This is a genomic window from Cupriavidus taiwanensis, assembly GCF_900249755.1.
In the GTDB taxonomy this organism is placed as follows: domain Bacteria; phylum Pseudomonadota; class Gammaproteobacteria; order Burkholderiales; family Burkholderiaceae; genus Cupriavidus; species Cupriavidus taiwanensis_D.
In genome coordinates this window covers 43,320-68,030 of the sequence record NZ_LT976853.1, presented here as the reverse complement: position 1 = coordinate 68,030, position 24,711 = coordinate 43,320, and the positions used below count along the sequence as shown (strand labels likewise).

General features: G+C 68.5%; 30 protein-coding genes and 1 tRNA gene. 21 read left to right on the top strand and 10 right to left on the bottom strand.

The features are described 5' to 3' along the window. Positions 1-54 precede the first annotated feature (54 nt). The 3 genes from CBM2594_RS27095 to CBM2594_RS00360 form a co-directional block, all read right to left on the bottom strand. Positions 55-351, bottom strand: a complete 297-nt coding sequence (locus CBM2594_RS27095; protein ID WP_350147387.1) for a type II toxin-antitoxin system RelE/ParE family toxin — start codon at positions 349-351, stop codon at positions 55-57. After that, positions 324-608 (bottom strand): antitoxin of toxin-antitoxin stability system, encoded by a 285-nt coding sequence (locus CBM2594_RS00365; RefSeq protein WP_116355098.1) that lies wholly within the window; start codon positions 606-608, stop codon positions 324-326. The genes CBM2594_RS27095 and CBM2594_RS00365 overlap by 28 nt, the downstream gene beginning before the upstream one ends. A gap of 97 nt (positions 609-705) precedes the next feature. Further along, entirely contained in the window at positions 706-1,299 is a 594-nt protein-coding gene (locus tag CBM2594_RS00360; RefSeq protein WP_116355097.1) for a GNAT family N-acetyltransferase, read from the bottom strand. Positions 1,300-1,473: 174 nt separating this feature from the next. On the opposite strand from CBM2594_RS00360, the gene arsC reads away from it, so the two are divergent. Continuing rightward, entirely contained in the window at positions 1,474-1,833 is a 360-nt protein-coding gene (gene arsC / locus CBM2594_RS00355; protein ID WP_116355096.1) for an arsenate reductase (glutaredoxin), read from the top strand. A 70-nt stretch (positions 1,834-1,903) separates the two neighbouring features. On the opposite strand, the gene CBM2594_RS00350 is transcribed toward arsC, so the two are convergent. The 3 genes from CBM2594_RS00350 to CBM2594_RS00340 all read right to left on the bottom strand — a co-directional run bounded on the left by CBM2594_RS00350 (position 1,904) and on the right by CBM2594_RS00340 (position 3,649). Then, positions 1,904-2,131: a hypothetical protein gene (locus CBM2594_RS00350; protein ID WP_012354224.1), complete on the bottom strand. Its 228-nt coding sequence runs from the start codon at positions 2,129-2,131 to the stop codon at positions 1,904-1,906. Positions 2,132-2,337: 206 nt separating this feature from the next. Further along, entirely contained in the window at positions 2,338-2,994 is a 657-nt protein-coding gene (locus CBM2594_RS00345) for an exonuclease (RefSeq protein WP_116355095.1), read from the bottom strand. A gap of 4 nt (positions 2,995-2,998) precedes the next feature. After that, complete coding sequence (locus CBM2594_RS00340; protein ID WP_116355094.1) at positions 2,999-3,649, bottom strand: MBL fold metallo-hydrolase; 651 nt, start codon at positions 3,647-3,649, stop codon at positions 2,999-3,001. 271 nt (positions 3,650-3,920) lie between these two features. Here CBM2594_RS00340 and CBM2594_RS00335 point away from each other — a divergent pair, with 271 nt between their 5' ends. Beyond that, positions 3,921-4,688, top strand: coding sequence for a septal ring lytic transglycosylase RlpA family protein (locus CBM2594_RS00335; protein WP_116355093.1), 768 nt, complete (start codon positions 3,921-3,923; stop codon positions 4,686-4,688). Positions 4,689-4,778: 90 nt separating this feature from the next. Here CBM2594_RS00335 and rsmI read toward each other — a convergent pair whose 3' ends face one another. Then, on the bottom strand, positions 4,779-5,684 hold the full coding sequence (gene rsmI / locus CBM2594_RS00330) for a 16S rRNA (cytidine(1402)-2'-O)-methyltransferase (RefSeq protein WP_116355092.1): 906 nt from the start codon (positions 5,682-5,684) through the stop codon (positions 4,779-4,781). Between the two features lie 18 nt (positions 5,685-5,702). On the opposite strand from rsmI, the gene CBM2594_RS00325 reads away from it, so the two are divergent. The 18 genes from CBM2594_RS00325 (at position 5,703) to CBM2594_RS00240 (ending at position 19,511) form a co-directional block, all read left to right on the top strand. Next, entirely contained in the window at positions 5,703-6,095 is a 393-nt protein-coding gene (locus CBM2594_RS00325; protein WP_116355091.1) for a YraN family protein, read from the top strand. A gap of 61 nt (positions 6,096-6,156) precedes the next feature. Continuing rightward, positions 6,157-6,744 (top strand): phosphoheptose isomerase, encoded by a 588-nt coding sequence (locus CBM2594_RS00320; RefSeq protein ID WP_116355090.1) that lies wholly within the window; start codon positions 6,157-6,159, stop codon positions 6,742-6,744. 55 nt (positions 6,745-6,799) lie between these two features. Continuing rightward, on the top strand, positions 6,800-7,690 hold the full coding sequence (locus CBM2594_RS00315; RefSeq protein WP_116355089.1) for a BON domain-containing protein: 891 nt from the start codon (positions 6,800-6,802) through the stop codon (positions 7,688-7,690). 166 nt (positions 7,691-7,856) lie between these two features. Then, positions 7,857-8,255, top strand: coding sequence for a c-type cytochrome (locus CBM2594_RS00310; RefSeq protein WP_116355088.1), 399 nt, complete (start codon positions 7,857-7,859; stop codon positions 8,253-8,255). Positions 8,256-8,267: 12 nt separating this feature from the next. Further along, positions 8,268-9,533, top strand: a complete 1,266-nt coding sequence (locus CBM2594_RS00305) for an NAD(P)/FAD-dependent oxidoreductase (protein ID WP_116355087.1) — start codon at positions 8,268-8,270, stop codon at positions 9,531-9,533. Positions 9,534-9,661: 128 nt separating this feature from the next. After that, on the top strand, positions 9,662-10,552 hold the full coding sequence (locus CBM2594_RS00300) for an EamA family transporter (RefSeq protein ID WP_116355086.1): 891 nt from the start codon (positions 9,662-9,664) through the stop codon (positions 10,550-10,552). A 53-nt stretch (positions 10,553-10,605) separates the two neighbouring features. After that, complete coding sequence (locus CBM2594_RS00295) at positions 10,606-11,025, top strand: ArsR/SmtB family transcription factor (RefSeq protein ID WP_116355085.1); 420 nt, start codon at positions 10,606-10,608, stop codon at positions 11,023-11,025. Between the two features lie 108 nt (positions 11,026-11,133). Continuing rightward, a complete protein-coding gene (gene soxC, locus CBM2594_RS00290) occupies positions 11,134-12,492 on the top strand; it encodes a sulfite dehydrogenase (RefSeq protein ID WP_116355084.1) in 1,359 nt (452 codons plus the stop codon). Then, positions 12,476-13,513, top strand: a complete 1,038-nt coding sequence (locus CBM2594_RS00285; RefSeq protein ID WP_116355083.1) for a c-type cytochrome — start codon at positions 12,476-12,478, stop codon at positions 13,511-13,513. Before soxC ends, CBM2594_RS00285 begins: the two co-directional genes overlap by 17 nt. A gap of 117 nt (positions 13,514-13,630) precedes the next feature. Then, positions 13,631-13,957, top strand: coding sequence for a c-type cytochrome (locus CBM2594_RS00280; protein ID WP_018006137.1), 327 nt, complete (start codon positions 13,631-13,633; stop codon positions 13,955-13,957). Positions 13,958-14,113: 156 nt separating this feature from the next. Further along, positions 14,114-14,569, top strand: a complete 456-nt coding sequence (gene soxY / locus CBM2594_RS00275; protein ID WP_092316643.1) for a thiosulfate oxidation carrier protein SoxY — start codon at positions 14,114-14,116, stop codon at positions 14,567-14,569. A 56-nt stretch (positions 14,570-14,625) separates the two neighbouring features. Further along, positions 14,626-14,937, top strand: a complete 312-nt coding sequence (gene soxZ, locus CBM2594_RS00270) for a thiosulfate oxidation carrier complex protein SoxZ (protein WP_116355082.1) — start codon at positions 14,626-14,628, stop codon at positions 14,935-14,937. Between the two features lie 92 nt (positions 14,938-15,029). Then, positions 15,030-15,494, top strand: a complete 465-nt coding sequence (locus CBM2594_RS00265) for a DsrE family protein (RefSeq protein WP_116355081.1) — start codon at positions 15,030-15,032, stop codon at positions 15,492-15,494. A gap of 79 nt (positions 15,495-15,573) precedes the next feature. Then, the gene (gene soxA, locus CBM2594_RS00260) at positions 15,574-16,401 is read left to right on the top strand and encodes a sulfur oxidation c-type cytochrome SoxA (protein ID WP_115663621.1); all 828 of its coding nucleotides are present in this window, start codon (positions 15,574-15,576) and stop codon (positions 16,399-16,401) included. Positions 16,402-16,420: 19 nt separating this feature from the next. Next, positions 16,421-17,083 (top strand): sulfur oxidation c-type cytochrome SoxX, encoded by a 663-nt coding sequence (soxX, locus tag CBM2594_RS00255; protein WP_116355080.1) that lies wholly within the window; start codon positions 16,421-16,423, stop codon positions 17,081-17,083. A gap of 5 nt (positions 17,084-17,088) precedes the next feature. Further along, positions 17,089-17,583, top strand: coding sequence for a redoxin family protein (locus tag CBM2594_RS00250; protein WP_116355079.1), 495 nt, complete (start codon positions 17,089-17,091; stop codon positions 17,581-17,583). 57 nt (positions 17,584-17,640) lie between these two features. Beyond that, positions 17,641-19,362 (top strand): thiosulfohydrolase SoxB, encoded by a 1,722-nt coding sequence (gene soxB / locus CBM2594_RS00245; protein ID WP_116355078.1) that lies wholly within the window; start codon positions 17,641-17,643, stop codon positions 19,360-19,362. A 73-nt stretch (positions 19,363-19,435) separates the two neighbouring features. Next, positions 19,436-19,511 (top strand) — tRNA-Ala (locus CBM2594_RS00240). Between the two features lie 90 nt (positions 19,512-19,601). On the opposite strand, the gene CBM2594_RS00235 is transcribed toward CBM2594_RS00240, so the two are convergent. Both CBM2594_RS00235 and CBM2594_RS00230 read right to left on the bottom strand, forming a co-directional pair. Continuing rightward, positions 19,602-20,681, bottom strand: coding sequence for a hypothetical protein (locus tag CBM2594_RS00235; protein ID WP_147310395.1), 1,080 nt, complete (start codon positions 20,679-20,681; stop codon positions 19,602-19,604). A gap of 202 nt (positions 20,682-20,883) precedes the next feature. Beyond that, positions 20,884-22,656, bottom strand: a complete 1,773-nt coding sequence (locus CBM2594_RS00230; protein WP_232346538.1) for a hypothetical protein — start codon at positions 22,654-22,656, stop codon at positions 20,884-20,886. A gap of 973 nt (positions 22,657-23,629) precedes the next feature. On the opposite strand from CBM2594_RS00230, the gene CBM2594_RS00225 reads away from it, so the two are divergent. Further along, complete coding sequence (locus tag CBM2594_RS00225) at positions 23,630-24,352, top strand: aspartate/glutamate racemase family protein (RefSeq protein WP_116355077.1); 723 nt, start codon at positions 23,630-23,632, stop codon at positions 24,350-24,352. Between the two features lie 75 nt (positions 24,353-24,427). On the opposite strand, the gene CBM2594_RS00220 is transcribed toward CBM2594_RS00225, so the two are convergent. Further along, positions 24,428-24,679 (bottom strand): hypothetical protein, encoded by a 252-nt coding sequence (locus CBM2594_RS00220; RefSeq protein WP_018006124.1) that lies wholly within the window; start codon positions 24,677-24,679, stop codon positions 24,428-24,430. Positions 24,680-24,711 lie beyond the last annotated feature (32 nt).

Sequence of the window (24,711 nt, the reverse complement as noted above, 5' to 3'; positions counted from 1 at the left end):
GCTTTGCTTTGTTTAAGGACTCGCCAGGCTGGTTGCCATCATCGTCCTGACTGCCTAGGAAGGACGTCGCGATGTGTGGGCGATTCCTATTATCCAGATGACTCCTTCATTGAGTTCGTAAATCAGCCGGTAGTGCTCGTGCGCCACGTACTCACGAGCGCCGGCCGCGCGGCTCGCCGTTCCGAGTTCGGGGAACTGCTGCAGCCGCGCAGCCGCCTCATTGAACCGCTTTTCCATCCGGACAGCGGCAACCGGATCATGCTGTGCGATGAAGCTCCGGATCGCTGTACGTTGTTGCAGTGCCTGTGGCGTCCATATGAGCTTCAAGGCTGCCGCAAGAGCGCTGCACACCAGGCGGCGGATTCGGCTTCCACCTGCTCGTTCGATATGCCGATGCCCGCCCGCATCGAAGCGCGCCCCTCTTCGACCATCTGCTGAAAAAGGGCTTCCTCGTCGCGGGCTTGCTGGCACTGCGCGAGATACTGACGAATCAAAGCCTCGGCCACTTGCGAGGTGGTCAGGCCTTCCGCTGCGGCCTCGGCGATGAATGCATCACGCAATTGAGAGTTCAGCGTGAGGGTGAACGTGGTTTCTTCCGACACAAGCATGTCCGGTGTCCTTGTGATGACAAAGTATAGGCATTGTCGAAGCCACCACACCTGCACGTCGATAAGACCCGTCTGAACTTGCCGCAGCCGATTCCGCCTACACCGGCAGCGTCGCCGCCCCCGCGCCCAGCACCCGCTGCATCAGCACCGTGTCGATCCACTGGCCATGCTTGAACCCCACCGCCTCCAGCCGGCCGACGGTGCGGAAGCCCAGCCGTTCATGCACGGCGATCGAGCCTGCGCCTTCGCCGCCGGCGGTGCACGCGATCACGGCGACCATCTGGCGCCACGGGCCGGTTTCGCAGCGCGCGATCAGCTCGGCCAGCAACGCCTGGCCCAGGCCTTCGCCAACGTGGCGGTGGTCGATATAGATCGAGTCTTCGATGGCGAAGCGGTAGGCGCTGCGCGCGCGATAGGCCGAGGCATAGGCGTAGCCCAGCACCTCGCCGTCGCGCTCGGCGACCAGGTAGGGCAGCCCCTTGCGGCGCACTTCGGCAAAACGCAGCTGCATCTCGTCGACGCCCGGCGGCACTTCCTCGAACGAGGCGCGCCCGTGCTGCACGTGGTGGGCGTAGATGGCGTGGATGGCGGCAATGTCGGCGCGGGTGGCGTCGCGCAGCGTAAAGGCGGGGCGGGGTTGGCGCGTGCCCTGGCTGCGTGGGCCGGTGGCGGGAACAGGAAGGGAGGTCATCGGAAATGGCGCCTGGGGGCAGGAAGCCGGTACAACGCAGGATGCGTGCCGGCGGACAGTCATCGGATGATGCTGCGCGGCGGCCGTGGTCTTGTATATAGTGCGGCTTGATTTGCACCACATGAGTGCCGACGCCCCGCCGCGGGGCGCGGCCATGACAAGAAAGGACCTGCCATGATCACCATCTACCACAACCCCCGCTGCTCCAAGTCGCGCGAGACCCTCGCCCTGGTCCAGGCCGCCGCCGGGCGGCTGGGAGAACCGGTGGAGATCGTGGAGTACCTGAAGGATCCGCCGTCGCTGTCGACGCTGCGCCAGTTGCACACGCTGCTGGGCGTGCCGGTGCGCGAGATGCTGCGCGACAACGAAGCGCCGTACGCCGAGCTGGGCCTGGCCGACCCCGGCCTGACCGACGCCGAGCTGCTGGCCGCCGTGGCCGACAACCCGATCCTGCTGCAGCGCCCGGTGGTGGTGCGCAACCGCCGCGCCGCGATCGGGCGCCCGCCCGAGAACGTCGCGCCGCTGCTGGCCTGAAATAAAACCGGCCCCCACGGTGTGTGGGGGCCGGCCCGGTCTGCGAGGCAGTCTGCTTCAGGCGGGTCGTCTAATGAACACCCAGCCAGTGCATGGCCTCCTGACCGAAAGCGATGGCCGCCAGCACCACCAGCAGCACCACCAGCGTCACGGTGCTGACGTAGAGCGTGGCCTTGGCGACTTCGGCGTCCTCATCCGAGGAATGGCGATGGGTAATGGGCGTGGCGTCCCGCGTGGCATGCGGCCAATGGATCCGGCCAGCCAGGTCTCTCAAGTGCAGGTCGGTAGGGAAACGCATGATCGACACCTCCTCGGCAGGCGCCGCGCGGTCCGGGCAAGATGGCTCAAACGGCATATGGCGTGGCTGCGCAAGTGCGCCGGTTAGTCATGGCTCGTTTCGCCCGGTAACGCCATATCCGCTTCTACTATAGCCGGGCTGGCGCCAGATGCGAGCGCGGGCCTGCAAGGGACATGCCGCCGCGCTTGACGCGGCGCAATGAACGATCAGGACTGGGACGCAGGAGGTGAGGGCACGCTTGCGTCAGCGGCCTGAGCCGGCGCCAGCGCCGCCAGCGCCGCTTCACGCTCGCGCAGCGTGGCCAGCATGTTGCAGAACAGCGCGCCCTGTTCCATCGCATCGTCGAGCGCCACGTGCGTGTGCGGCAGCGGATCCATCCATCCCGCCGGAAAGGCCGCCTTGACGGTCTTGCGATAGGGCCGCCCGGTCAGCGCGAAGCCCAGCGTCTTGACGTCGAGCGCGGCCCAGCCGAACGGCGAGCGCCCGGCGAAGCGCATCATGTACCAGAACATCCAGGTGAAATCGAAGCCCGCCGGAAAGGCGACGAAGACCGGCTTGCCGGGCAGGGCCTCGACCCATTCGACGTAGCGCACCATGGCGTCCTCGGGGCGCTGCGGGTCGCGCCGGCAGGCGCTCCAGGCTTCGGGCTGGGTTTGCCACCACTGCATCTGCACCGGATGGCCGGCGGCGCCGGGCAGGGTTTCGAGGTTGGCCGAGAAGGTGCCCAGCACGGTCTTGTCCGCCAGCATCGCCACCGAGGCGAAAGACAGCATCGAGTGCGGGCCCGGGATCGGGCCGTCGGCCTCGACGTCGGTGCTGACGTAGATATCGGGACGGGTGTCGGGCGCCTGTCGCTTGGCCATGGCCTCAGCCCGCCTCGACCACGTGATCGGCGACGAACGGGTTGTTGCGGCGCTCCTCGCCGAAGGTCGAGACCGGGCCGTGCCCCGGGATAAAGGTCACGTCCTCGCCCAGCGGCCACAGCCGCGTGCGGATCGAGCGGATCAGGTCGGCGTGGTTGCCGCGCGGGAAGTCGGTACGGCCGATCGACCCGGCGAACAGCACGTCGCCAACCACGGCCAGCCGGTTGGGGCGCGAGAAGAACACCACATGGCCCGGGGTATGGCCGGGGCAGTGGTAGACCTCCAGGGTCTCGTTGCCGAACTGCACGGTGTCGCCGTTCTCGAGCCAGCGGTCGGGCTCGAAGCTCTCGGCATGGCCGAAGCCGAAGCGGCGCGTCTGCTCGGGCAGCTGCTCGATCCAGAAGCGCTCGTCCTGCTGCGGGCCCTCGATCGGGATACCCAGTTCGCGCGACAGCGCCGCGGCGCCCGCGCAGTGATCGACGTGGCCGTGCGTCAGGAAAATCTTTTCCAGCGTGACGCCTTGCTCTTTCACCGCCGCGCGGATGCGGTCGAGGTCGCCGCCGGGATCGCAGACCGCGGCGGTGCCGGTGCTTTCATCGATCAGCAGCGAGCAGTTCTGCTGGAAGGGCGTGACGGGAATGAGCAGGGCTTTCATGGAGGTCTTGTCTGGCCGGCGCGTGCCGGCCCAGGCGTCTTGGCGGCGCGATCGGCGGCGGTGCCCAGCATTGTAGCGCCGGGGACGTTGGGCAGGCCCGGCGCGATCGGTGTGACGAATCGACTACCCGGCCGGCGTCGTGCCACAGGGGCCTGAATCCCTTGCCACAAGCGGGATTCCGGCCAGTTAGGCCCCGATCGTGCGAAATCGCACAGATTTCGTAACAAATTGAAAGAGATAGTCCCAAACAGTCAATGTTAGACTGCCGCCCATGTTACGGATCTCCGCTCTCACCAAGCGCTGGCAACGGCTGGCCAAGCTCGGCGCATGCACCGCATGCGCCGTGGTGCTGGCCGCTTGTGCCACGCCTCCGGAAAGCGATATCGCCGGCACCGACGCAAGCGATGCCGTGCCCACGCGCGCGGCAAAAAACGGCAAGCCGGCCCGGACCGAACGCGCCGAGAACAAGCCGTCCGCGCGCGCGCCCGACACCGGCAGCTGGAACCTGTTCGGCTATGACCCCGACGAAGGCCGCAGCGGCAACTCGCTCGAAGGCCTGCGCGCCGACATCGGCACGTTCGAGCAGCGCGGCGTGGCCTCGTGGTACGGCAAGGGCTTCCATGGCCGCAAGACCGCCAACGGCGAACGCTTCGACATGCGCGCCATGACCGCGGCGCATCCGTCGCTGCCGCTGGACAGCTGGGTGCTGGTGCGCAACCTGCGCAACAACAAGGTCGCGGTGCTGCGCATCAATGACCGCGGGCCCTACCACGGCAACCGCGTGCTGGATGTGTCGTACGGCGCCGCGCGCCGCCTGGGCTTTGTCGAGCGCGGCGCCACCAACGTCGAGATCCGCCGCCTGACCCGCACCGAAGTGGCCGCGCTGGGCCCGCAGGTGGATGCCGGCGGCACCGAGGCCGGCGACGGCAGCGGCGATGACGACGTGTCCGTGCCGGAACTGGCCAATTCGCTGGCGCCCGCCAAGTCGGGCAAGGCCGGCAAGGCCAGCGGCAAGTCCGTCAAGCGCAAGCGCCGCTGACCGGGCCAGCGCTGCCGCATGCCGCCGCGCGCTGATACCTTCCCCTTACATTCCCACCAGCCGGCCCGCGCTTGCGCGCGAGCCGCGGCATCAATCGTCGGCGTCGCCGGCACGCTGCGCCAGCGCCAGTTGATACAGCGCGTCGGTGCCAGCGCCCGTGATCGCGGCTGCCAGCTTGGCGGCGCGCTTGGCCGGCAATTCGGCCAGCAGCAGCGACAGCACGCGCTGCGCTTCGGCATCCGGCAGGCCATCGGCGGCGGCGCTGCCGGCCCCTTCCACCACCAGCACGAATTCGCCCCTGGCCCGGTTCGGGTCTGCCGCCAGCCAGGCCGGCGCCTGCGCCACCGGCAACACCGCGATGTCCTCGAACAGCTTGGTCAGTTCGCGCCCGACCAGCAGCCGCCGCTCGCCGGGCAGGCCCGCCGCCAGCGCGGCAAGCGTGTCGGCGATGCGGTGGGGCGCCTCGTAGCAGACCCAGGCGTGGTCCAGCGCCGCCAGGCGGGCGATGGCCTCGGCGCGGGCCTTGGGCTTGGGCGGCAGGAAGCCGGCGAAGGTGAAGCGGCCCGCGCCGGCGTCGAGCAGGTCGCCTGCCACCGACAGCGCCGCCACCGCTGCGCTGGGCCCGGGCAGCGGCACCACCGGATGGCCGGCGGCACGCACGGCCTCGACCAGCCGCGCGCCGGGGTCGGAGATGCCGGGCGTGCCGGCGTCCGAGACATAGGCGATGCGCTCGCCCGCCGCCAGGCGCTCGACGATGCGGCCCGCGGCCTCGCGCTCGTTGTGCTCGTGCACCGCCACCAGCGGGCGCTGCAGGCCGACGCGCGACAGCAGCTGGCCGGTATTGCGGGTGTCTTCGCAGGCCACGGCGTCGGCCAGCCCCAGCACGTGCAGCGCGCGCAGCGACAGGTCGGCGACATTGCCGATGGGCGTGGCCACGACATACAGCGTGCCGGCCGGGTACGACTGGCTTGCCGCCAGGGAGATCCAGTCACTCATGCTTGAGAACTTCCGGTGATGCGATCATTCAAATCCACGCAGGAGCCGAGCCGGCAGGCACGCGGGGCGCAGGCAGAGGACCGGGCCCTGGCGCACTTGCGAGGCCAGGGCCTGGAGCCCGTGGTCCGCAATTATCGCTGCAAAGGCGGCGAGATCGACCTGGTGATGCGCGCGCCGGACGGCACGCTGGTGTTCGTCGAGGTGCGCCAGCGCAGCGGGCGCGGCTTCGGCGGCGCCGCGGCCAGCATCACGCCGGCCAAGCAGCGGCGCGTGCTGCTGGCGGCCGGGCACTACCTGGCCACGCTGGCGCGGGTGCCGCCATGCCGCTTCGACGTGGTGGCGCTCGAGCCCGGCCGGCTGGAGTGGCTGCAGCACGCCTTTGACGCGGATGCCGCCGGGGCTGGGTCATAATGCGCGGCAGACACGAACGGCGATCCGTGGATCGCCATGGGAACAACCAGGCCCCAGAGCCATGAGTATCGACAGTATCCAGCAACAGTTCCTAGACAGCGCCGAAGCCAAGCGACAGGCTGCGGCGGTGATGGCCCCCTATATCGACGCCGCGGTGGAACGGATGGTCGGCGCGCTGACCAGCGGCAACAAGATCCTGGCCTGCGGCAATGGCGGTTCGGCGGCGCAGGCGCAGCATTTCGCCGCCGAACTGGTCGGGCGCTTCGAGCGCGAGCGGCCCGGGCTGGCCGCGATCGCACTGAGCACCGACAGCTCGATCCTGACCGCGATCGGCAACGACTATGACTTCAGCAAGGTGTATTCCAAGCAGGTCGAGGCGCTCGGCCAGCCTGGCGACATCCTGCTGGCGATCTCCACCTCGGGCAATTCTGACAACGTGATGGCCGCCGTGGCCGCCGCGCATCAGCGCGAGATGGCGGTGGTGGCGCTGACCGGCAAGGGCGGCGGCGCCATCGCCGGCCTGCTCGATGAATTCGATATCCACCTGTGCGTGCCGAGCGAGCGCACCGCGCGCATCCAGGAAGTGCACCTGCTGACGCTGCACTGCCTGTGCAACGGCATCGACGAGGCCCTGCTCGGCGAAGCGTGATGCCGCGCATGCGCCGACCCTCCCATTCCCAACATCCCGACACAGCAAGGACCGCATGACCCATCTGCCCACTACGCAAGCTCCCCGGAACGGCGCGGACGCGCGCCATCCTTCCCGCCCCCTGGCCAGCTCCGGCCTGCGCCGCGCCGGCCTGGCCGCGGCCGCGCTGGTGTGCGCCACGCAGCTGGCCGGCTGCTTCCCGGTGATCGCCGGCGCCATGGGCACCGGCGTGGCGATGGCCACCGACCGCCGCCCGGCCGCCACCCAGACCGTCGACCGCGGGCTGCAGCTCGAGGCCGAGAACACCATCAACTCGCGCTTCAGCGGCCAGGCCCGCGTCAACGTGACCGTCTTCAACCGCAAGGTGCTGCTGACCGGCGAGGCGAAGAACGACAGCGTCAAGCAGCAGATCGAGCAGTACGTGCGCGGCCTGCAGAATGCGCGCGTGGTGATCAATGAGCTGGAGGTGGTCAACTCGCCGGGCTTCATGACGCAGAGCCAGGATGCGTACCTGACCAGCAAGGTCAAGACGCTGCTGATGACCGCCGATGGCGTGCCGTCGAACTCGATCAAGGTCACCACGGAAAAGAGCGTGGTCTACCTGCTCGGCGTAGTCACCAGCGCCGAGGGCGACCGGGCCACCGACGTGGCGCGCAATGCCTCGGGCGTGACCAAGGTGGTCAAGGCCTTCGACTACGTCAACGACGCCGAGCGCGCGCGCCTGGATGCGGCCTCGACCTCACAGAACCCGTCGTTCGATGGCAGCGTCGGCACGCCGGCGCCGGTGCAGTCGGTGCCTGGCGTGGGCGGGCCGATCGATGCGCCGGCCGGTGCCGCGCCCGGTGCCGCGCCCGGTACCGCGGGCAGCGCTGGCGCCACCACCGCGCCGGTCGCGGCACCGGTCACGTCGCCGGTGGCGCTGCCGCCCGGCCGCAACCTGCCCTGAGGCTGCGCACAGTCGCTGCTTTCGGGCTGGTCAGGACGGCGTCCGCTTATGCGGGCGCCGTTTTTTGTTCTGCGGTTTCCAACGCACACCGGGCCGGCCGATGTGCTACGGTTGCCACGCTGGCGGATCGCGATAGCGCTGCGCCGGCCCCAGACGGAGCGAGACCATGACAACAACGACCCCCCGGCCTGCCTGGCGTGTTTCGCCGCGATGGACGCTGCTGGCAGCAATGCTGTGCGCCCAGCCGGCGCTGTCGGCCGAACCCGGCGGTGCGCCAGCCGCCGTGCCCGCCGCCCCCGCCCCCGCCGCCGCCCCCGCCATCGATACCGCGTTGCGCGCGCGCAGCCAGGCCGCCGCCTGCACCAGCTGCCACGGCCCGTCCGGCCGCACCCCGGCGGGCAGCACGATCCCGGCGCTGGCCGGCCGCCCGCAGGCGGAACTGGCCGCGCAGATGCAGGCCTTCAAGGCCGGCACGCGCCCGGCCACGGTGATGCACCAGATAGCCAAGGGTTACAGCGACGACCAGATCGCCGCGATCGCGGCGTGGTTTGCCGCCGTGCGCTGACAGGAGCGAGCCATGCAGAGACGAAGCTTCCTCGGCGCCGCGGGCGCCGCAGTACTGGGTACGGCCGGGATCCGGCCGGCGCGCGCCGCGGCCCGCGCCAGGGTAGTGGTGGTCGGCGGCGGCTATGGCGGGGCCACGGCGGCGCGCTACCTGCGCGAATGGAGCGGTCAGGCCATCGAGGTGACGCTGGTCGAACCGAATCCGGCCTTCATCTCGTGCCCGCTGTCGAACCTGGTGCTCGGCGGCAGCCGCCAGCTCGGCGACCTGACGCTGCCGTACGATGCGCTGGTGCGCCGCCACGGTGTTCGGCTCGTGCGCGACACCGCGGTCGCGATCGACCCGGCCAAGCGGACGGTGCGCCTGGCGGGCGGCAGCGTGCTGCCCTATGACCGCCTGCTGCTGTCGCCCGGCGTCGAGATGATGCGCGAAGCGCTGCCCGGGCTGAAGCGGCCCGGCGGCGACCAGATCCTGCACGCATGGAAGGCGGGGCCCGAGACCGTCGCGCTGCGCCGCCAGCTGGAGGCGATGCCCGATGGCGGCACCTATGCCATCAGCGTGCCGCTGGCGCCGTACCGCTGCCCGCCGGGACCGTACGAACGCGCCTGCCAGGTCGCGCATTATTTCAAACAGCACAAGCCGCGCAGCAAGGTGCTGATCCTCGACGCCAACGCCGATATCACCTCCAAGGCCGCGCTGTTCCGCCAGGTGTGGGCCACGCAATACCCGGGCATGGTCGAATACCGGCCGCAGCACGAAGTGGCCGATGTCGACCCCGCCACGCGCACGCTCAAGTTCGAGGTCCAGGACGATGTGCGCGCCGACGTGCTCAACGTGCTGCCGCCGCAGCGCGCCGGCGCGATCGCCGTGTCGGCCGGGCTGGCCACGGCCAATGCGAAGTGGTGCGAGGTGGACTTCGTCAGCTTCGAGTCGCGCGCCGCGGCGCATATCCATGTGATCGGCGACGCCATCCAGATCGCGCCGCTGATGCCCAAGTCCGGCCATATGGCCAACCAGCACGGCAAGGTCGCCGCGGCGGCGCTGGTGGCGCTGCTGTCGGGCCGCGCCCCGGACCCGGAGCCGCTGTACAACAACACCTGCTACAGCTTCACCTCGGACCGCGAGGCGGTGCACGTGGCCAGCGTGCATCGCTACGACGCGGCGCAGAAGACCATGGTCACGGTGCCGGGCTCGGGCGGCCTGTCGCCGGCGCCGACGGCGCTGGAGGGCGATTACGCGCTGGCCTGGGCAAAGGGAATCTGGGCGGAGATGCTGGGCTAGCGCGTCCGGTGGTGCGGGCCGCCGGCGCTGCCCGCACAAAACCGCAGGAACGTGCAATGCCGCGCGCGGCGGCGCTGCTACGCTAGGCGTCCCGATCGACCTCCCGCGCGCCCGCGCACGGCAATCCCATGCAAGCCAGAGACCGCCTTCTCGCCCTCGCCATCGTCTGCGTCTGGGGCGTCAATTTCGTTGTCATCAAGGTCGGGCTGGCCGGCGTGCCGCCGATGCTGCTGGGTGCGCTGCGCTTCCTGCTGGTGGCGTTCCCGGCGATCTTCTTCGTGCCGCGCCCGCGCGTGCCATGGCGGCTGCTGCTGGCCTACGGCGCGACCATCAGCCTGGGCCAGTTCGCCTTCCTGTTCTACGCCATGGCGGTCGGCATGCCGGCCGGCCTGGCGTCGCTGGTGCTGCAGTCGCAGGCCTTTTTCACGCTGGCGATCGCCGCGCTGTGGCTGGGCGAGCCGGTGCGCTGGCACAACATTGCGGGCATGGCGGTGGCGGCGTGCGGGCTTGCCCTGATCGGCGCCGGCGCCGGGGGCACCGGCGCCATGAGCGTCGCAGGCTTCGTGCTGACGCTGTGCGCGGCGTTCTGCTGGGCCAGCGGCAATATCGTCAGCAAGAAGATCGGCCCCGTGGACCTGCTCGGGCTGGTAATCTGGGGCGCGCTGGTGCCGATCGTGCCGTTCGCGCTGCTGTCGCTATGGTTCGAGGGCCCGGCGCGCATCGTGCAAAGCGTGACGCAGGTGTCGGGCCTGGCGCTGTTTGCGGTGGCGTACCTGGCGTTCGCGGCGACGGTGTTCGGCTACACCATGTGGGGCCGGCTGCTGACGCGCTATCCGGCCAGCCAGGTGGCGCCGCTGACGCTGCTGGTGCCGGTGGTGGGGCTGGTGTCGGCGCACGCGCTGCTGGGCGAGGACCTGTCCGGCGCGCAGTGGATCGGCGCCGCGGTGGTGATGGCGGGGCTGCTGCTCAACGTGTTCGGCCAGCGCCTGTGGGCGGGCAGGGCGCTGGCGCGCCGCTGAGCCGCCGCGCGCGCGGCGCCTTATGTTGTGATGCATCCATGGGTAAACACTATATGCGCATTCACGCATATACGAATATATTGAACGGCATGGAAGAGCTGGATCGCGTGTTCGAAAAGGTATCGGGTTATTTCAGCCTGCTGGCGGAGCCGACGCGGCTGAAGATCCTGCACGCCTTGTGCGATGGCGAGAAGCCGGTCAGCACGGTGGTCGAGACGGTGGGTTCGTCGCAGACCAACGTGTCGCGGCATCTCAACGCGATGTACCGCTCGGGCGTGCTGTCGCGCCGCAAGGAGGCGAACCTGGTGTTCTACGCCATTGCGGACGAAAGCGTGATCGAGCTGTGCCGCACGGTCTGCGTGCAGGTGGCGAGCCGGCTGGAGGACAATGCCTTGCCCTCCGGCGTGGTCGACCGCTTCATGGCACAGCCGACACCCGAAGCCCCGGCGCGCCGGCGGCGCACCGCAGGCTAGTTCAGCTCTTCCGGCAAACGGAGCGCTGCCGCACCCGCTGCAGCGGCCCGATAACAGGCACGCCGACCGGTCCGACCGACCGTGGCGAGCGCGCCGGAGGAGACCGCATTGCAGGAACGGAACCGGCCCGGGCGCATCGTGCCCGCGCCCGAGCACTTCGTCAGCGCATCGCTGCAGCAGGACATCGGCCGGCACGGCCTGGACGCGCCGCGGCGCGACTTCCTGCGCAAGAGCTTCCTGGGCGCCGCCGCGGGGATTGCCGCCGCCACGGCGGGCCGCCAGGCGCTGGCGGCCGACGGCGATCCCGCCATCCTGCAGCCTCAGCCCTGGGCCACGTCGCTGGGCCAGCCGGTGGCGGCGCGTCCGTACGGCCAGCCCTCTGTCCATGAGAAAAACCTGATCCGGCGCGAATCGCCGGGCCTGACGCGCGTCTCCGCTGCTTCGGTGGCCTTCGCGCCGCTGCAGGGCTTCTTCGGCATCATCACCCCCAACGGCCTGCATTTCGAGCGCCACCACCAGGGCTGGCACGATATCGACCCGGCCCGCCACCGCCTGATGCTCAACGGCCTGGTGCGCACGCCGCGCGTCTACACCATGGACGACCTGATGCGCCTGCCGGCGGTGTCGCGCATGCATTTCATCGAATGCGGCGCCAATACCGGCATGGAGTGGGGCAATGTCGCGGTGCCGACGGTGCAGTACACGCACGGCATGCTGTCGTGCTGCGAATTCACCGGCGTGCCGCTGCGCGTGCTGCTCGACGACGCCGGCGCCGACCTGCGCCGCGGCCGCTACCTGCTCGCCGAAGGCGGCGACGGCTCGTCGATGACGCGCACCATCCCGATGGAACTGGCCGACGAGATCATCGTCGCCTGGGGCATGAACGGCGAGATGCTGCGCCCGGAGAACGGCTACCCGCTGCGGCTGGTAGTGCCGGGCGTGCAGGGCGTGTCGTGGGTCAAGTGGCTGCGCCGGCTCGAACTGGGCGACCAGCCCTGGAACGCCAAGGACGAGACCATCCACTACGTCGACATGATGCCCGACGGCAAGCTGCGCCAGTACACCTCGATCCAGGAGTGCAAGTCGGTCATCACCACGCCGTCGGGCGGGCAGCAGCTGGTGGGCAAGGGCTTCTACAACATCAGCGGGCTGGCGTGGTCGGGGCGCGGGCGCATCAAGCGTGTCGATGTCTCGACCGACGGCGGGCGCAACTGGCGCACCGCGCGGCTGGAGGCGCCGGTGCTGTCCAAGTGCCTGACGCGCTTCAACCTGGATTGGGTCTGGGATGGGGGGGCCAGCGGCCCGGCCATCCTGCAAAGCCGCGCCATCGACGAGACCGGCTACGTGCAGCCGAAGCTGGGGCAGCTGCGCGCGGTGCGCGGCACGCGCTCGATCTATCACAACAACGCGATCCAGAGCTGGCAGGTGGCGGCGGGCGGCGAGGTGACCAATGTCCATGTGGGTTGAGCTTCGGATCGCCGCGGCGCTGGCACTGGCGGCCGGCTGCGCCGCGCCGGCATGGGCGGGCACGGCCGATGCGCGTGCGGCACTTGGCCGCACCGCCACGCCGGCCGAGGTGGCCGCGTGGGACATCGACGTGCGCCCGGACTTCCAGGGCCTGCCCAAGGGCAGCGGCACGGTCGCGCAGGGGCAGAAGGTCTGGGACGGCAAGTGCGCGTCGTGCCACGGCGACTTCGGCGAATCCAACGAGGTGTTCACGCCGCTGGTCGGCGGCACCACCGCCGAAGACATCCGGCGCGGACGCGTCGCCGCCATGACCGGCAACCAGCCGTACCGCACCACGCTGATGAAGGTCAGCACCGTCAGCACGCTGTGGGACTACATCCACCGCGCCATGCCGTGGAACGCGCCCAAGAGCCTGAGCGTGAACGAGGTCTATGCGGTCACCGCCTACCTGCTCAACCTGGGCGAGATCGTCCCGGCCGACTTCGCGCTGTCCGACGCCAATATCGCCGAGGTGCAGCGGCGCATGCCCAACCGCGCCGGCATGACCACCGATCACGGCCTGTGGCCGGGGCGCGGCCGGCCGGATACGCGCAACACCGCGTGCATGTCGCGCTGCGCGGACCAGGTTTCGATCGCTTCGTCGATGCCGGACTATGCCCGCGACGCCCACGGCGACCTGGCGCAGCAGCAGCGCGCCTTCGGCCCGGTGCGCGGCATCGCGGCCGCCGCCGCAGCCCGGCCAGGCGGCGTAGCCGTGGCGCCGGCGGCGCCCGCGCCCGGCGCGCGCCTGGCCAGCCAATACCAGTGCGTGGCCTGCCACGCGATGGACCGCAAACTGGTGGGGCCGTCGTTCGCCGACATCGCCGGCAAGTACAAGGGGCAGGATGCGCATGCGGCGCTGGCGCGCAAGGTCAAGGCGGGGGGGCAGGGCGCGTGGGGCGCGGTGCCGATGCCGCCGCAGCCGCAAATCCCGGATTCGGACGTACAGGCCATGGTGGGCTGGATTCTTGAGGCAAAATAGCGGACTGGCCGCCGCAGTGCCCCCAGGCGGCGGCCGGTGTGTGCCGCCAGGCCATTGCAGCACGGCCGCGCGGCCTTTGCCGTCCCCACGGCTTTACAGAGCTTGGAGAGCTTAACAATGAAGCAGTTTGTCATCGCAGCGCTGATGCTCGGCGCCGCCGCATCGGCCCACGCGGTCGATGCCGCCAAGGCACAGGAGATCGCCAACAAGAACGCCTGCATGGGTTGCCACCAGGTCGACAAGAAGCTGGTCGGCCCCTCCTACAAGGAAGTGGCGGCCAAGTACAAGGGCGACAAGAACGCCCTGGCGACCCTGAGCAAGAAGGTCAAGAGCGGTGGCTCGGGCGTCTGGGGCCCGGTGCCGATGCCGGCCAACGCCGCCATCAGCGACGCCGACTTGAAGACCGTGGTCGAGTGGGTGCTGGCCGGCGCCCCCGCCAAGTAAGACCGACTGCCCGCGCGGGCAGTGCACCGATGCGCCGGGCCGGGCGGCAACCGCCGTGCGGCCTGGGACAACCAGCGGCCGGCCATGTACCGGCCGCATGCAACACCCCTGGAACGGTCCACGACCGACTGGAACGGAGTAGCCGGAGAGCAAGCAATGAATTCCAAACGACGAGAAGTGCTGCGGGTCACCGCTGTCCTGTCGCTGATGGCCGCCACCGGCCTGATCAGCGAAGCGCAGGCGGCCGAGTGGAACAAGAACGCCTTTGACGGCAAGAGCGTTGCCGACGTGATCAAGGCGCTCGGCGGCAGCGGCACCGAGAAAAGCACCGCCATCACCTTCAACGCCCCCGATATCGCCGAGAACGGCGCCGTGGTGCCGGTGGCCGTGACCAGCACCCTCCCGGATACCGAGCAGATCGCGATCCTGGTGGAAAAGAACCCCAACACGCTGGCCGCCGACTTCATCATCCCGGCCGGCACCGAGCCGTTCGTCTCCACGCGCGTGAAGATGGGCCAGACCTCGGTGGTGCACGCCGCGGTCAAGGCCGGCGGCAAGTGGTACGTGGCATCGAAGGAAATCAAGGTCACGCTGGGCGGCTGCGGCGGCTGACGCCGAGCCCCGGACCCCGGACCGAGATTCCCGCCCAACTGCAACAGGAGAAACACATGGCAGACCCGATGCGCGTACGCGCCACCGAAAACGGCGGCGTGGTGGACGTCAAGATTCTGATGAAGCACGACATGGAGACCGGCCAGCGCAAGGATGCGTCCGGCAAGGTCATCCCGGCCTGGCATATCCAGACCGTGACCGCCCAGTGCAAGGGCAAGGAAGTGTTCCGCGCCCAGTTCGGCCCGGCGGTGTCGAAGGACCCGTTCCTGAACTTCAAGTTCAAGGGCGGCGCCAAGGGCGACAAGGTCGCGGTGACCTGGATCGACAACAAGGGCGACAAGCGTACCGACGAGGCCACCATCGCCTGAGGCCGCCCGGCTGCATGGGGTCGGCACGGCAAGCCGTCCTCTGCTAAGGTTCGGGGCGGAATGCCGGGACGGACCCGGCCCGAAGGAGCATTATGCGGCGAGCATTTATTCGAGCATCGGCGGCCCTGGCCGCGATCGGCCTGGCGGCGAAGGCCTCGGCACAGTCCGGCCAGTCGGCACAGGCTGGTACGGGCAAGGGCGGACGCGTCAAGGTGGTGTACCAGCTGTCGGAAGGCATCGACCAGGCGGTGCGCGCGATGGGCAACCTGCGCAACCACCTGAATGGCGCCCCCGGCACCAGGATCGTGGTGGTCGCGTTCGGCTATGGCGTCGACTTCCTGGTCGAAGGCGCCAAGGACGCGCGCGGCAACGGCTTCGACAGCCCGGTGGGCGCGCTGGCCGCCGAAGGCGTGGAGTTCCGCGTGTGCCGCAATACGCTGACCGCGCGCAAGATCAGCGAATCGCAGCTGTTGATGGAAGCCAAGGTGGTCCAGGCCGGCGTGGTCGAGATTGCCCGCCTGCAGGCCGAGGAAGGCTACGCGTATATCAAGCCCTGAGCCGGGCTGGCGCGGCCTGACGGCAACACAAGAGAAGAATCGGCCCGTCCTGCAAGGCGCGGCCGCGAGGAGAAGCCCCATGAAACCGATCCGAAGCCTGGCCCGGCGCGCTGCACTGGCGCTGGCCGCCACCGCGGCGGCCGCAGCCGCTGCCGCCGTGCACGCGCAGGGCAGCACCGCCGACGAAATCGCCAAGTACCGCCAGATGCTGGCCGAAGGCAATCCCGCCGAGCTGTGGGAAGCCGCCGGCGAAGAGCTGTGGAAGAAGCCCGCCGGCCCGAAGAACGCCTCGCTCGAGCAATGCGACCTGGGCAAGGGCCCGGGCGTGACCAAGGGCGCCTACGCCGAGCTGCCGCGCTACTTCAAGGACACCAACAAGGTGATGGACCTGGAGCAGCGGCTGGCCCACTGCCGCATGACGCTGCAGGGCCTGACCCGGGAAGAAGCGACGAAAAACCCGTTCTCGTCATCGGGCAAGCCGTCCGAGATCGAACGGCTGGTGGCCTACCTGACCGGCGAGTCGCGCGGCGTGAAGATGAACGTGCAGCTCAGCCATCCGGAAGAAAAGCGCACCTATGCGCTGGGCGAGAAGATGTTCTTCTACCGCGGCGGCGCCTATGACTTTGCCTGCGCCACCTGCCATGCGGTGGACGGCCAGCGCATCCGCCTGCAGGACCTGCCCAACCTGCTGACCGACAAGGGCGCGCAGGCGGCCTACACCACCTGGCCGGCGTACCGCGTGTCGCAGGGCGAGGTCCGCACCATGCAGCACCGCCTGTACGACTGCCTGCGCCAGCAGCGCTTTCCCGAACCCGCCTATGGCTCGGACGTGATCACCGCGCTGACCATGTTCCTGGCCAAGAACGCCAACGGCGGCACCTACGACGGCCCGGCGATGAAGCGCTGACCAGTACGGGAGAGACACCATGCAACGACACAACCAGGCAGTGGCCGTCGCGGCCCTGGCCGCCTTGCTGGCAACCGGCGCGCTTGCGCAGGACAACGCGAAGGCCCGCCCCGCCAAGGGCAAGCCCGCCGCCGTCAGCGGCGCCGACATGAAGCACCTGATCGAAGACTCGTTCGCGTCGCGCGGCCCGGTCACGGTCGAGGGCGTGCTGAACCAGGACGGCATGCAGCAGGCCTGCAGCCAGTACCCGGACCGCAGCAAGGTGCCGGCCAAGTTGGCGAAGAAGATCGAGGCCGCCGAGCTGAAGCAGGTCAAGTACCCCGCCGACGACAAATGGCTGGGCGACTGGAAGGAGGGCGAGAAGGTCGCCCAGAACGGCCGCGGCATGCAGTTCACCGACCAGGTCGGCGGCACCAATGGCGGCAACTGCTACGCCTGCCACCAGATGACCAAGGCCGAGATCTCGTTCGGCAATATCGGCCCGTCGCTGTACCAGTACGGCAAGCTGCGCGGCAACTCGCAGGACGTCATCAAGTACACCTGGGGCAAGATCTGGGACTCCAGCGCCTACGCCGCCTGCTCCAACATGCCGCGCTTCGGCCACAAGGGCATCCTGACCGAGGCCCAGATCCGCGACGTGATGGCGCTGCTGCTCGACCCGGCGTCGCCGGTCAACCAGTAACGCCGGTGCGCGCGCCCGCCATGCTGCTGCGCGCGCTGCTGGCTGCGGGCCTGCTGCTGGCCGCGGCCGGCGCCGCCGCGCTGGAAGTGGGCGACACCGTGCGCCTGCCCGAGGTCCGCACTCTCGACGGCCGCACGCTGAGCGCGGCCGCGCTGGCCGGCAAGCCGCTGGTGGTCGAATACTGGGCCACGTGGTGCCCGTTCTGCGCGATGCAGAACCCGCGCCTGCAGAAGCTGTACGAGCGCACGCGCGGCACGCCGCTGCAGGTGCTGGCCATCAGCATCGACAAGGACCCGCGCGAGGCCGCCGACTACATGACCAAGCGCGGCTACACCTTCCCCGCGACCATGGATTCCGCCGCGCTGCAGGCGGTGTTCGGCAAGCGCAAGGGACTGCCGGAGCTGTACGTGATCGACGCGCGCGGCCGCGTGGTGCAGAAGGAAGTGGGCGAAATGCTCGAAGAAGACGTGGCCGCGCTGGAGCGCTACGCCAGGCCATAGCCATGCGCTGCCGGACGCCCCGCGCCCACCGGCACGCACTTATCCACAGGAAGAGACATGAACCGACGCGAGTTCCTGCAGGTGCTGGCCATCGCCGGCGCCGGCGGCATGACATTCCCCCACCAGGATGCGCACGCCGCGCAGGCGGCCGAGGCCATGTACGAGCTGCCGCGCTTCGGCAACGTCCACCTGCTGCATTTCACCGACTGCCACGCGCAGCTGCGGCCGGTGTACTTCCGCGAGCCCAACGTCAACCTCGGCATCGGCGACTATGCCGGCAAGCCGCCGCACCTGGTCGGCGAGGCGCTGCTGCGCCATTACGGTATCCGCCCCGGCACGCCGCAGGCGCATGCGTTCACGTATCTCGATTTCAACGAGGCTGCGCGCCGCTACGGCAAGGTCGGCGGCTTTGCGCACCTGGCCACGCTGGTGAAACGGCTCAAGGCCGGGCGCCCGGGCGCCTTGCTGCTGGACGGCGGCGATACCTGGCAGGGTTCCGCTACCGCGCTGTGGACCAAGGGCCAGGACATGGTCGACGCCGCGCTGGCGCTGGGCGTGGACGTGATGACGCCGCACTGGGAAATGACGCTGGGCGCCGAGCGCGTCAGGGAGATCGTCGACAAGGACTTCAAGGGCAAGGTCGCCTTCCTGGCGCAGAACATCAAGACCAACGACTTCGGCGACCCGGTGTTCGACCCGTACGTGATCCGCGAGATCAACGGCGTGCCGGTGGCCATCATCGGCCAGGCGTTCCCGTACACCCCCATCGCCAACCCGCGCTATTTCGTGCCGGACTGGACCTTCGGCATCCAGGAAGAAAACCTGCAGCAAGTCATCGACGCCGCGCGCGGCAAGGGGGCACAGGCAGTGGTGCTGCTGTCGCACAACGGCATGGACGTCGACCTGAAGCTGGCCTCGCGCGTGCGCGGGCTCGACGCCATCCTCGGCGGCCACACCCATGACGGGGTGCCGGCGCCGGTGCCGGTAAAGAACGCCGGCGGCACCACGCTGGTCACCAATGCCGGCTCCAACGGCAAGTTCCTGGGGGTGCTCGATTTCGACGTGAAAGGCGGCAAGGTCGCGGATTTCCGCTACCGGCTGCTGCCGGTGTTCGCCAACTACCTGCCGGCGGACCCGGCCATGGACGCCCTCATCAGCAAGGTACGGGCGCCGTACGAACAGAAGCTTGGCGAAGTGCTCGCCGTCAACCGTGGCCTGCTGTACCGGCGCGGCAATTTCAACGGCACCTTCGACCAGCTGATCCTGGATGGCCTGATGCAGGTGCAGGGCGCGCAGATCGCGTTCTCGCCCGGCTTCCGCTGGGGCACCACGCTGCTGCCGGGGCAGGCCATCACCATGGAGCACCTGATGGACCAGACCGCCATCACCTATCCGTACACCACGGTGACGCAGATGAGCGGCGCGACCATCAAGACCATCCTCGAAGACGTGGCCGACAACCTGTTCAACCCGGACCCGTACTACCAGCAGGGCGGCGACATGGTGCGCGTCGGCGGCCTTCAGTACACCATCGACCCCGCCGCCGGCATGGGCAAGCGCATCACCGACATGCGCCTGGCCGGCAAGCCGCTGGACGCCGCCAGGACCTACAAGGTGGCCGGCTGGGCCCCCGTGGCCGAAGAAGCCCGCGAGGCCGGCGGCGCGCCCATCTGGGACGTGATGGCGCAGTGGCTGCGCAGCACCCGCGAAGTCAGCGCCCGCCCGCTGAACCTGCCGCGCGTACGCGGCATGGACGGCAACGCCGGCATCGCGGCGTGATGTGGCAAACACCACGCATGGTCGCGCCGAGGATTGAAGCGTCCGGCCCAAGTACGCTACAATCCTCCGCGTCGGGCCGATAGCTCAGCTGGGAGAGCGCTGCGTTCGCAATGCAGAGGTCGGGAGTTCGATCCTCCTTCGGTCCACCAGGATTTTTTCAAACATTCCGCAGTACACGCCGAATACCCCGGAGCCGCCAGGCTGCCGGGGTTTTTTGTTGGGGCTTGCAGAAGCCACCGTCACAACGCTGCAACAAGCTGCACCGGCCCTGCACCCAGCAACTCCCTGAACCCCGCCACATGATGCCGCAGCGCATGCGGCGCGTACCAAGTGTGGGCCGCCCGGCCGATGCGCCAGGCGGCATCCAGGTCAGGCGTCATGGCCTGGATCGAAGACAGGTAGTGCGCGGGCGTGATGCCATCGTGCACGCCGCGGTGGCGAGACAGCAGCACGGGGCAGAGCGCATGCGCGCAGTACGCGGCGAATACCCCGCTCTTGGCCGCATAGTCGACCGGATAGGCGAGCACGCCATAGGTCGCGGTTGACAGTATCCGCGCCGCTTCGGCGGCCTCGACGCGGCCGTGCACCACCGCGCCCCGCCGGGCGATGCGGGCCGCAAGGCCGGTGTCGCCCAGGGGTGGACCGACGTCGTGCAGCGTGAAGCCGGCGCGGTCGACCCAATCGAACAGGGCCTCGCCTGCCTCCAGGTAAGTCTGGGCACGCAGTGCGGAGCCCCCGAGCACCACCACGGCGGCGTGCCGGTCCCGGTGCTGCGTGTCGCTTTCCCCCAGATTCGAGAACACCGGCAGCACCAGGTGCGGCCGCGGCGGCGCGTGGGCGTTGAGCCATTGCGCGGAACCCTCGCGGTTGGTCAGCCAGAAGTCGGCGAGCGATGCCAGCTCCGCGGCGATGTAGCGCTGCATCGGCGAAAGCCAGAACGCCGAGCGCCAGGGCGCCCCGTCGGCATACAGTTCGTGGAAGAAGATGCCGAGGCGGCGCATGCGCGGGCGGGCCTCGCGCAGGCGCCGCAGCAGCCATAGCGGCGTGCCGCGCCTGGCGTAGCCGTAGCCGCAGTAATGCAGGATCACGTCGGCGCCCGCCAGAGCGGCCGCCGGCAGGTCGGGGGTGGCCTCGACCAGATGTCCCTGCAACAGCCCGTTCAGCGTCGCGGCATAGTCCTTGACGCCACCCTCGCCGGGCGCGACCAGGCTGACCGGGCCGCCGATACCGTTGATGCCGCTGGTGCCGCTGGTGCCGCTGGTGCCGCTGGTGCCGCTGGTGCCGCTGAGGTTAGGGGCGGAGACGGATGGACTCGGCATTGGGACTGGCTCCTTGCGCATATGGCGAGGTTGTCATGTCTGCGGGCTGGAATTCTGTGCTCCAGCGCACGCCGGCTCTCGGCGTGACCGTGGTCCGCCAAATAAAAAGGCCCGCACGGCGAACCGTGCGGGCCTCGATGAAGCGATATCAGGGGAAGAAGCTTGCCAGGATCAACCGGCGCGCTTCAGGCTGACATGACGCTCAGGGTACATTGCTCTGGGTGAAGTTGAACGGCTTGCCGGCCACCGCATAGGAACCGCCGAACTCGAACTCTTCATTGCCCGACTGGCCCACACCGATATACATCGGGCTGTTGCCACCCTGCAGGTTGATCGGCGCATAGCGATAGTTCAGCACCTGCTTGCCGGCATAGTCGGTCACCGAGAACACGCTGGTCAGCAGCGGGCTTTGCTGGGTTTCAGACACCGTGATCGGATCGATCATACGCGAATCCTGCAGCGTCTTTTCGACCGTCAGCGTTGCCATGTCGACCAGTTGGACCTTCTGCTCGCCACGCGACACCACCCACAACTTGGTGTTCGAGTTGCCGAAGCTCTCGCGATTCACCTGGTGGATCATGCTGGTCGGGTTCTTGCCCACTTGCAGGCTGGTCACTTCCTTGATCAGTTCCGGATCGAGGTTGGTACCGGACTGCACGCCAGCCACCGAGATCGCGTGGATCACGCCGTCTTCCGTCGCCACCCAGGCCTGGCCGGGGTTGGCCAGCATCGAGACCCGCACCGCGGTCGGCTTTTCGGCCAGGCTCATGGTCTTGACGATGGTCGGAGCGTAGTTGTCCACCGAGAACGTCTGCGGCCATTGCGAGTCTTCCAGGCCGGTATTGTTCAGGGTGTTCTGCAGATCGTTGAAGCTGCCTTCGAAGTAGGTGTTGTTGACCTTGTCGAACAGCGGCTTCAGGTCCAGGAACACCACCTTCTTTTCCGACTTCGAGATCACTGCGGCCACGCCGGCGCGGGAGATCAGGTCCGCGTTGACGCCACCCACGGCGTAGCTCTTCTGGTTGGCTTCGCTCAGGCCAGGCGTCGCTTCGTCGCGACCCAGGCTCGCGCCGCGGTCACCCACCGGGTCACGCATCCAGCCCTGGGTGGTGTTGTCCTGCATGACGCTGAAGTCGGTCACGGCGGAAATCTCCGTCGGGGCCTTCATATCCGGCAGGTCAACGAAGCCCAGCAGCTTCATGAAGACGAAGTTCGACATGTTGCGGAAGCCCGGATAGAGGCCATGCCACGACATATCGCTGGAGTCATACGGACCGCCCACCTGGCTGCCGTCGGCGAGGCTGCCCAGCGCGATCACCGCCACCTGTCCCTTCAGGTTCTTGGTGTCCCAGATGGTCACCAGGGCAAATTCGGAATTCGACGTAATGGCGATGGCGGTGGGCACCTTGCCCTCCGGCAGCTTCACCGAAGCCGAGTGCGAAGCCGTATTCATGCCGACCGAGGCAATCAGGCCGTTCTGGAAAGCCACCAGCGATTGTGCGCAATCGTGCTCGCTGCAGCGGCCCATGGCGATCGGCTGCGTCGGCATCGCGCCGCCGTTGGCCGTGACGTGGTCCTTCAGCAGCGGATTGGTGGTGGTATGGCCCCAGAACCACGGGGTCTGCGGCTTTTCGGCAATGGTGCCGGCGCTCAGCGCGAGCGTCAGCAGCGGCGTGACGCCGGAGTCCGAAGCGTTGTCCGCGCGGAAAATCACGTCGCCCATGTTGCTGCCGTAGTCGTTGCGGCCGCAGTCGACGTTACCCAGCTGATAGATCACGTTGGTGCTGGTATCCATCGCGGCGCCCGGGTAATCCTGCTGGAAACAGGTATTGCCGTGCGGGTAAAAGGTCTTGTCCTCCGGTTTCCATACCGTACCAACTGCTGCGGCGGCGGAATTACTCGGGCCGTAGCGATAAGCCATGGCTTTTTCGCCGGAATAATCCGAGGCAATGGCGACATATTCGTCGGCATTCAAATTGCCGGAGCCGTCGAAAATCTCGTCGGCAACCTGGGTCGATTCAGCGGGCGTAGTGGGGCTACGCGAAGCTTCGGTCGACGAGGTGCTACCAGAGGTGGTTGCATCGGTGCCGTCGCCACCGCCGCCGCATGCCGTAAGGACCACAGCAGCACAGGCGGCGGCCAGGAAGTTCAGGCTCGGCAAAATGTAAGAATTACGCGCTCTGCGCAGGTCGGATGGGTTATCGCGGAGTAGATGTTTCCCTGTCATTGATTTTTAAGTAAACGGATAAAAGATGAAAGTGAATAAACATCACCACGCCCGTTCTTGAGCCGGTTTGCGGTGTGCGCGACGAATTGCAGTGGCATAAAAAGCGGATCGGGTTAACCCCTTGGAAAACCCGGCAGCGGCGATACTAGGGGCACGTGTCCGAGACCGTACAGAACGGTAACAATGGGTTACGTGTGATTTTCGGGCGCGGCACCTATGCACTATTGCGGGGCATGGTTGCGACGTAACGATTACTCGACCGCGGATCACATGTAAGTTTTTGTTCGATTTGTGGACAGTTTTCCGTACGGGGCAATATCATCGCGCGCGATTTTTCGTGATTAAAAAAGGGGAAACAGGACGGGCTGGGCGATGCCATTGCGGGGATTTAATGCCGGCGCGACGCCAGAGGCGGCAGGGGTTAATGCCACCTCAATTCCACATGAATGCCAGCGCAGCGCGCCGTTAAGCGCCACCCACGCACGCACGCCGGCCGGGCGGGCCAGTGCATTCGGCTCGCCTCGTTCGCCGCCATGCGCTATCGTTGAGCCCCCCGAGCCCGGCGCGCGCGCCGGGCGCAACCCCGTGCCCGAGACCTTCGGCTTGGGGCGCTGGATGGCGCCGACGACGAGCCGGGCAATGCATCGCCGGATCCGGCCGGCCAGGCGCCGGTCCGGCCCGCGCCCGCTGCCAGCCAGCACTCCTGAGTCCCGAGACGCCGATGCCCGATATCCTGCTGATCAACCCGAATACTTCCACCGCCACCACGCAGATGATGGTTGGCATTGCGCAGGCCTGGCTCGCGCAGCACCTGGCCGCCGCGCCGGCCGTGGTGGGTGCGACGGCCGCGCGCGGGGCGCCGATGATCGTCGACGATGCCGATCTGGCGGTGGCCACCACCTCGATGGGCGATGCCGACCTGCTGCGCCAGGCCCGCCTGGCTGGCGGCGTGATCGTCGGTGCCTTCGGCGACCCCGGCCTGGACGCGCTGCGCGCGCAGCTGGCGGTGCCGGTGGTGGGCATCGGCGAGGCCGCGATGCATGCCGCCGCGGCGGGCGGGCGGCGCTTCGGCATCGCCACCACCACGCCGCGGCTGGCGGCGTCGATCGAGTCCGCGGTGAGCCGGCACGGGCTGCAGGCCTGGTTCACCGGCGTGCGCTTCACCGATGGCGATCCGCGCGCGCTGGGCAACGCGCCGCAACAACAGGAAGAACAACTCGGGGGCGCCGTGCAGGCGTGTATCGACGATGGCGCGCAGGCCGTGATCATCGGCGGCGGGCCGCTGGGCGAGGCCGCGCGCGCGCTGGGACAGCGCTTCTCGGTACCGGTGATCGGGCCCATCCCTGCGGCCTGCGAGGCGCTGGCCCGTGCCATGCGGCTGGCCTGGCGCCAGGGGCCGGCGGCATCGCCGGCTGCGGCTGCGGCGGATGCCGCTGGAACGTAATGGGAGCCTAATGGACGCTTAATGGCGCACGCTTAATGGCGCTTGCGTCATGACGCATGCGCCGTGGCGCCGCGACTAGGCTACCCGCGTCGGACGTCTGGCCTTCATGGCCGAGGGGCGTACCTGTTGCAGCGCGCGCAGTGACTGCAGGGCATCCTCGACCGCTTCAATGCCGTCGCGCAGGCGGCCGGTGGCATAGCCCAGGCGGCTTTGCGCATCGGCATCGGGCGTGGAAAGGTTTTCGAGTGCGTCGACTTCCGCCTGCATCTGCCCGACCAGGCGGCGTAGCTGGGATGTGCTGTGCGAGGCTAGCGAACGGATCGCCATCGTGAGAGCCCTCCTTGCAAAGACCGGGTGCG